This is a genomic window from Jeotgalibacillus sp. 10bf12 (genome assembly GCF_055597105.1).
Genome location: NZ_CP200276.1, coordinates 3,444,970 through 3,452,620 on the forward strand (window position 1 = coordinate 3,444,970; position 7,651 = coordinate 3,452,620).

The following is a 7,651-nucleotide window of genomic DNA, read 5'->3' on the forward strand; positions in this document are numbered from 1 at the left end:
ACCTCCACAGCTTTAAAAGCTAATTAGTCCCTTTATTACAGGCAGCACCCGGTCATGGGGTAATGTAAACACCAGAGAGTTGAGTGCGAATAAAAAGTTCGTTGTAATACATCTTACCCGAAAGTGGATAGCATTGGCTGTGCGTCTATTCAATGTTGTAATAGAGAACATATTTTCGATAAAAAGGATCAGCCCGAGATAGGATCCTGCAATGAGGTAAGGGAGATTAAATCCGTGCCACATCGCCATGATGACCATTGTCAAAAATCCAATCATTCCACCCTGCAGTTTTGTGATTTTCTTTTTTACCATTACGATATAAATATGTTCACGTATATTATCGCTTAATGACACATGCCATGAACGCCAGAATTGGGTCATTGTTGGCGCATTCCAGGGTTGCTTAAAGTTCTCCGGAACCTTTATCCCCCAGAGCGCACCAATCCCGATCGCTATATCACTGTACCCTGAGAGGTCCAGATAAATGATCAGATAGCTCAGGAAAATTAACAGGAGGCTCACATACCAGACTGGTGTTAATTCCTGCAATTGTGTAAAAGGAATTGTGACTACAGCGACTAAAACAACCTTTTTGAAAAAACCGCGAATGATTCTTTTTACCGCATACGAAACATTTCCAAGCGTTGGTTTGATTGGTGACTTCATTGTACTTGAGAATTCTCTATACCGATGTATTGGACCTGAAGTAAATACCGGGAGAAATAATATGAAGTTTACATATGTTAAGAAGTCAATTTTTTGCTCACCATAGTAAGTGTGATAGAGCGCATCGATTACTTTAAAAATTGTGTATGCCATACCGAGCACAAAAAATATGTTGTCAAACCTGCCAAATATAAAAGGTAGGATCGCTAATATGGAAAACGTGGCGAATAATAACTTTTTATATCTGTTGACCTTCAGTAACACAATATTAAATGCATAAGTAATCAGGATGTAACCAATATAATAGTATAAGAGGTTTTCATCTATCCGATATAAAATAACCAACGTTGAAATTGCAATAATATGATTTATAGGCAACTTTTTTTTGCTGTGCTGATTAAATATACGGAGAATCAGCACAGCAAATCCTGATGCAATCAGCAGGAGTAATATATTAACGTCTAAAAACCACATAAGTTCTCCTAATCCTGAATTCTTTTATACATGATATGCGCCATTTTACTGAAGCCTTTTGACTCCCAGAATCGAATGGCATCATCATTATCAACAATAACATTACATTCGATTGCAGTCGCACCAATATCTAAAAACAGGTCTTCCCCTTTTTGTAAAAAGGCATTGGCGAATCCTGCTTTTCTTTTAGCTGGAATGATATACAAATCTTTAATAAAACCAATAATATTTGTCGGCTCCAGCTTTAGTTTACGATCAATCTTAGCAATTTCAATCGTGATAAAGCCGATCATTTCTTCATCCAGTTCACCTACAAAGATTGTTGTACTTTTTGCTTTTATTAAGATCTTTAAAATATCCTCAAGGGATTCCTCGTCCATACTATAAGGCATAGAAAAATTACCCAGAAAGCTGTACATATCCAGGTAGAGTTTTTTAAGTATGAGAACATCTTTGTCTTCAGCTACTCTTAGTACTAAGTTATTCAATGCTGACACCTCTGTTAATCCAGCTTACTTTCAATAACCAGGGCGATTTCATTGACTGTGTTCATGGGATGCAAAATTAAATCCTTCTGCGTGATTTCTATATCAAATTTTTCTTCGATAAAAACAATCACTTGTGTCGCGCCAAGTGAATCCAGAAATCCCATATCAAAAAGATGTGCATCATCTGTAAAATCCGGATCGTCTTCAATTCCAAACTCTTCTATTATATAGTTTCTGAGTATTTCTTTAGTATCCATAACTACCTCCATATGTGTGTTATAAATTTTTTAATTTCTTTCGATCAATTTTATCATTCGGTGTCATTGGAAACTCAGTCATCTTCTTAAGTACATGAGGTAACATATATTTTGGCATGTACTTACTTAACTCCATATTCACTTTTCTTAAGTTTATTTGTAAATCAGTTTCTAAATACAATATGATTCGTTCCTGATCAGTATCAAATAGAGCACAGGATCTTCTTACACCATCTATGAGAGTAGCAGCCTTTTCAATCTCACCTAATTCAATTCTGTTACCTCTGTGCTTGATTTGACTGTCCATTCTTCCTTGAATCATGATGAGCCCTTCATCATTGACGTAACCTAAGTCGCCGGTTCGATACATATTTTCATGATAATTCGTATTAATGGGATTTTGAACGAACACTTTTTCAGTCTGTTCTTTGTTTCCCCAGTATCCTAGTGCTAATCCACTGCCAATGACACATATTTCGCCGGTTTCTCCAGCTTCAGCCAAATGATCATCCTCATTTAGAATCAGGACTCTCATATTTTCACAGGCTCTGCCGACCGGTAAGGGCTCCCAGTCTTCAAATTCTTTGTCCACTATGTAATAAGCACAGACGTCTGTGATTTCAGTAGGACCATATAAATTTGCATACAAACAGTGAGGATTAGATTCTCTCCACATATTTAATTGCTTGTTCGGCATGATCTCACCACAAAAAGCAACAATTTTCAGCTCTTCTAATCGGGTTGTTTCCAGAATACCTGAGTTCGCAACATTGATTAGTACTGTGGGCACCCAAAAGATTGTGTTAATGTTGTTTTCTTTTAGAAATTCCGGCAGTTTGACAGGGAATAACATCAATTGTTCAGGGATTAACACCATTTTACCACCACTTAAAAGGGCACCATAGATCTCAAATACCGAATTATCAAAGTAGAACGGTGCCTGGTTCGCCATGATGGTGTGTTCATCCAGTGAAAATGTATTGACTACCCAGCCCGCGTAATCCAGTACTCCCCGATGCGGAATGGTTACACCTTTTGGATCTCCAGTAGAACCTGATGTGTACATGATATACACAGGATCTGTATCAATTACACCTGATATCGTCTGTTGAATGAGTTTTTCATCCTGCCGGCCCTCTATAAGATCAGAATAATGATATACCTTTGCTTCTTTCAGATCGACCTGCTCTAACACTTTACTATATTCTTTTTCAGTGATGATTGCCCCCGGATTTAAGTTGTTGATAATTTTCTGCAATCTCGCACCAGGAATGTTTGCATCAAGCGGTACATATGGATTGCCGCTATAAAGTATCCCCATATAACTGATGATACATTTAACGCTTTTAGGTAATAGAACAATAACCGGTCTAATTGAGTGACGGGGTGTTTTTGGCAACACTTCTAACAGGTTCGTGCCTATTACAGCTGCCAGTTTTTTTAATTCACTGAAGGTAAGCTTTGAATGAGCATCTTCATAGCCAATACGATTACCGTACATCGAACTGGCTCTATCAAGTAATTGTACTGCTGATTTCATGACCAATCTTATTGATCCTCCTCACTGATCGTAATATTTACCGGTTCACCCCAATGAGTGATTTCATACGTATACTGAGTGGAATCTTTTTTTGTAATCTCAAGCGCTTCACCCTGGATCGTTAGAGGGCGGTCAGATTCAACTACGATTTGTTTCATCCCATAATTGTTTATCTTAATGACATCTTCTTTTACGTTCAAGGGACTATTGGAAGATAATATGTTAAAAAGCTGGTGATCATCATCTGATTTAGACAGTTCAACCGTGTCATCTAAAAATCCAATAAAAAGCTCATTGTCATTCGAATATTGTATAAGCTCTTCTGAATAAAATTCAGTGACCTTATCAGAAAACACCGCTTTTACACCATTTGTTCCTTTATACACGCCGGTTAACGCTTCCGGTACATCTGTCGTATCCCTAGTTAACACTATCTTATCAGATTGCATTGAGATCTGATAATCAGATTTCATATTGTTGATAAATGACTGGGCCATCTGATCCTCTGTTAAGAAAACATAATTAAAATTGTCCCTGATATAATTAATTTCGTTTATCATCTCTCTTAAATGAGGAACTAATTCTCTATTATATACCTTATTCTCAATGTGCTCAAAAAATATAAGAGGCATGTCATGCATTGCCAGCTCCCTGTGTATGCCTTCATAAGAAGTAATCATAGGTGAAACTGTAGACATTGCCATATCACCGCCATCATCACCTTCATACATAAAAAGGTTCGGCCAAAGATAATTTGATACAAAGCCCGGATCTCCCGGATTATTTGGTGTTCGGAATGCAAAATTATAATAGACATTTGCATCTATCTGATTATTAAATGTCTGTCTTGGATTTTCAAAATTAACTCTCCATGTATGCTGATCTGTGCCCACATACTCCCACGGAATACCTAATTCCCTGAATACCTCTCTATGTCTCGCATACTCTGCCTTCTCTAATGTATCATCTTTGTAACTGTGCGAGTACAAGTGTGGGAGGATTGGAATATAGTTACCCTGCAGATAATCAATGATCTCATTTAATTCTTTTCTATAAGGGAATTGTTCTGAACTAATATCATAAGTTGAAGAAAACGATAGTTCTCCAGTGAGAATATCCTGAACTCCGTCTTTATTAAAATCTGCGATCATCGGTACCACATTCTTACCAGTATAAATTGTGTTTTCACCATAAATATTTTTTCTTTCGGTTTCCACAACTCCTTGATACTCAAAATCATTTTCACCATCATTAATAAAGGTATGAATCTCACCATCGTGGTTTCCGACCAGAATATCTTTCTTTCCGTCAGCATTATAATCACCGATACCAGGAGCAAGATTCTGCCCTATCGCTTCAGTCACCGCTTTTTCAAATGTAAACCCAGCCTGCGTAGATAAATAAATATCCAGTTGTCCTGAATGATTTCCAACTACTAAGTCAGTAAGTCCATCCTGATTCAGGTCTCCAACTGCAGGAGCTGCCATAGAGTCTGTCCTGATCGGTTCCCCACGGTGATCGACTAAAAGTGAAGCTTCTGTAAAAATGTTTTGTTCTTTTTCGAATCCAGTGAGCTGGTAAATATCACCCTCACTATTTCCAACCAGAAACAATCCAGTTCCTATATTCAGCTCAGTCTCAAGACCAATTGAAAGCTGCGTACCCAAATCTGTATTTCCTGTATAGACGGGACCCTCAAACCTAAACTTACCGTCTTCATTCATAAGTAAGGATAGTTCTCCCGAATCTGTACCTACAACAAGATCATATTCCCCATTATCGTTCCAATCTATTAACTGGGGAAATGTCCGGTGTGAAGCTTCAAAATCTTCATAATAACTTCTATAAGTGTCAAGTTTTCCAAATTCCAAATATGTCCCATCCGGGTTTCTAAGCTTGGTCCCGAAAGAATAAAAAGAGTCCAGTTCTTCACCAACAAAAACAGGCTTCGTTTCTGTACCTGTATTTTCATGGAACGAGACAGAACCATACCATTCCCCCCAATTGTAAGAACCTCTGACTAAAGAGATCGTGGGAACCTGGTTGTCTTTTTTCAGCAATTCACCCCAAAGAATCGCCTCTTTATTCTTAATTGAATCCAATACTTCATAGTGGTTTTGCCACGCCAGACCGGGTCTGCCATAAGGTCCCTGAGTTTTAAAGAAAGCTACTCCATACTTTTCTAGAGAAATATATTCTAAAACCCCGTCAATCGTCTTTTGATTAAAGGTCGAATTGAAAAAGCTATAATATTGATTATCTTCATCTCTCTCAACAAAATCGTAACCTGTGATATAGCTGCTGTAATCCAGAAAAAGATCGGAAAAGACGAGAACCTCCCCTTCACCTATCGCTTTTCTTACAATCATTGGCTGATCTGCTATTTCTAACAACGTATCGCCTTCATTTATATTTATTGCGTTAAAAGTGAACTGTCCACTACCCCATTCAAGATTATGTTTAATAAATTGTTGTCCTAATTTAGAAATATTTTCTATATGATCGTCTTTTAATTCAATTGACAGATCATCGTCTAAATTCAAGGAAGTCCCGCTATATCCGCTGATTCCTGCCAGCTGATTCAGAGATGCATGATTCAGACCGGACCCTATCAGTACTACACCACCTGACTCTGCATACTCTTCAATGACATCTACTTTTGAAAAGTCCTTTTCAATAGAATCGTGAATATGTATAAAATCCTTATCCATAATTGCCTTTATAGTCAACGAACCCGTTTCGATGTAATCAAGATTTGCGTTGATAACCAAGGTCTGATGATAATGATCTTTAATCGGAGCGATAGCATCAACAAAATCCTCATGATAGATTAGCGCGCCATTTAACTCATAGTCATTTTTACTCAAAAATGCTTCTTCTGACTCTGAGTCAGATTGAGAACCTTTTATAAACCAGAAGTAAATGCCAGTCAGCGCAATGACTACAGTAAACCCTGCTAAAAGTAACTTTATAGATTTATTCATTACGATCCTTTCATGCTTTTAAATTTGTCATGATCTATCATATTGCAGTAATTCCTTCTATATAAATTAAAAATTTATTTCCCATATTGTCATTGAGCATATCACATTTCCAGTAGGACTTATATAAGAATAAATTGATCAAATTCACCTCTTCAAGCCCAAATTCTATGGATATTCAAGTATCAATTGCTTCAGCCATCCTCTAATGGTTTGTTACTGAATGCGACAATAAGATCAAAAGTATTTTGGAGCAGTACTTTCCAATGATTTTAAATGTGCAGTATTCCCTTTTGTATGCACTTACTTTATTGATTTCTCTGTTGACCTGCGGTTTAGCTGTGTAGCAAAAGCATTGATTTTTAACATAGCCTGAATTCGGAATCCATTGTACATAGTGATTTCAGGTTGATCCAAACTCTATGGGACTGCAGGTATATATAGACTAAGATGGTTACTATGTCATTAATTCGAGACGAGATACTCTCTTGTGACTTTTGGTACTGATAAAAAACCTTTACCAATGACTTCAATACAATAATGAATTTTATGTTTATGCACATGGAAAGCGTGATTTCCAGTAAAATAGTGCGACTTCATTTTTGGATTGATGTTTTCTAAGGGTTTTTTTTAATAAAGGAGGTACGCTCGGCCCCTCCCTCCGCTGCAACCAAAAACACCACTAAAAAGATCCCGATCATATTAGCGAGCAGATCATATAAGTCAGCACCGCGTCCGAAGAAGGGCTGTAATAGTTCTGTCGTGATCGCAAAGGTTAAAGCAATTAAAAAGGTCAGATGCAATTGACGGAAGTTAATGTAGACCAGATACGTCAGCACGGAAAACATGAGGAAGTGTCCGGTCATTTCAAAAAAGCTTGCGTTGATGAGTGGATATAATTGAAAATACATGTCCGCTGATGGAGTTGGATTGATGTTAAAGGATACTTGTCCATTCACTAATAGAGCATCTACATTTCCTGTAAATACCCCGATACAAATCAGCAGCGTCCAGATTGTTAATATTAATTTCTTCACGTTATAACCTCAATTTCTTTTATCTTTTTATCGTTTACTACTTAGTGTTGCCTGGTTACAGGGGTATTAAACTTTGTAGAGAAAGACATGCAGAACGCTGGAGGCGGGGTCTGTCCCCCCTCCACTCTTAATGTTAAAATGAACCCAGTTTAAATGCTACATACAAATTTTTGTCAGTGTGTAAGTAATAGAAAGGATTTGTGATTCG

At 37.3% G+C, this 7,651-nt stretch carries 6 protein-coding genes; all 6 read right to left on the reverse strand.

Features of this window, described 5'->3' with window-relative positions; genetic code table 11:
• Positions 1-12 precede the first annotated feature (12 nt).
• The gene (locus DH10bf12_RS17955; RefSeq protein ID WP_471736578.1) at positions 13-1,140 is read right to left on the reverse strand and encodes an MBOAT family O-acyltransferase; all 1,128 of its coding nucleotides are present in this window, start codon (positions 1,138-1,140) and stop codon (positions 13-15) included.
• Positions 1,141-1,148: 8 nt separating this feature from the next.
• Positions 1,149-1,628 (reverse strand): GNAT family N-acetyltransferase, encoded by a 480-nt coding sequence (locus DH10bf12_RS17960; RefSeq protein ID WP_471736579.1) that lies wholly within the window; start codon positions 1,626-1,628, stop codon positions 1,149-1,151.
• 14 nt (positions 1,629-1,642) lie between these two features.
• Positions 1,643-1,885 carry an acyl carrier protein gene (locus DH10bf12_RS17965; RefSeq protein ID WP_471736580.1) on the reverse strand — a complete coding sequence of 81 codons (243 nt, stop codon included), beginning with the start codon at positions 1,883-1,885 and terminating at the stop codon, positions 1,643-1,645.
• 19 nt (positions 1,886-1,904) lie between these two features.
• Positions 1,905-3,425, reverse strand: a complete 1,521-nt coding sequence (locus DH10bf12_RS17970; RefSeq protein WP_471738269.1) for an amino acid adenylation domain-containing protein — start codon at positions 3,423-3,425, stop codon at positions 1,905-1,907.
• 8 nt (positions 3,426-3,433) lie between these two features.
• Positions 3,434-6,409: an FG-GAP repeat domain-containing protein gene (locus DH10bf12_RS17975; protein ID WP_471736581.1), complete on the reverse strand. Its 2,976-nt coding sequence runs from the start codon at positions 6,407-6,409 to the stop codon at positions 3,434-3,436.
• 614 nt (positions 6,410-7,023) lie between these two features.
• Positions 7,024-7,443, reverse strand: a complete 420-nt coding sequence (locus DH10bf12_RS17980; RefSeq protein ID WP_471736582.1) for a VanZ family protein — start codon at positions 7,441-7,443, stop codon at positions 7,024-7,026.
• Positions 7,444-7,651: the final 208 nt, after the last annotated feature.

Bases quoted from the DNA above. Each gene is read 5' to 3' on its own strand.
- DH10bf12_RS17955 (WP_471736578.1), bottom strand. From the start codon at position 1,140: ATGTGGTTTTTAGACGTTAATATATTACTCCTGCTGATTGCATCAGGA.
- DH10bf12_RS17965 (WP_471736580.1), bottom strand. From the start codon at position 1,885: ATGGATACTAAAGAAATACTCAGAAACTATATAATAGAAGAGTTTGGA.
- DH10bf12_RS17970 (WP_471738269.1), bottom strand. From the start codon at position 3,425: ATGAAATCAGCAGTACAATTACTTGATAGAGCCAGTTCGATGTACGGT.
- DH10bf12_RS17975 (WP_471736581.1), bottom strand. From the start codon at position 6,409: ATGAATAAATCTATAAAGTTACTTTTAGCAGGGTTTACTGTAGTCATT.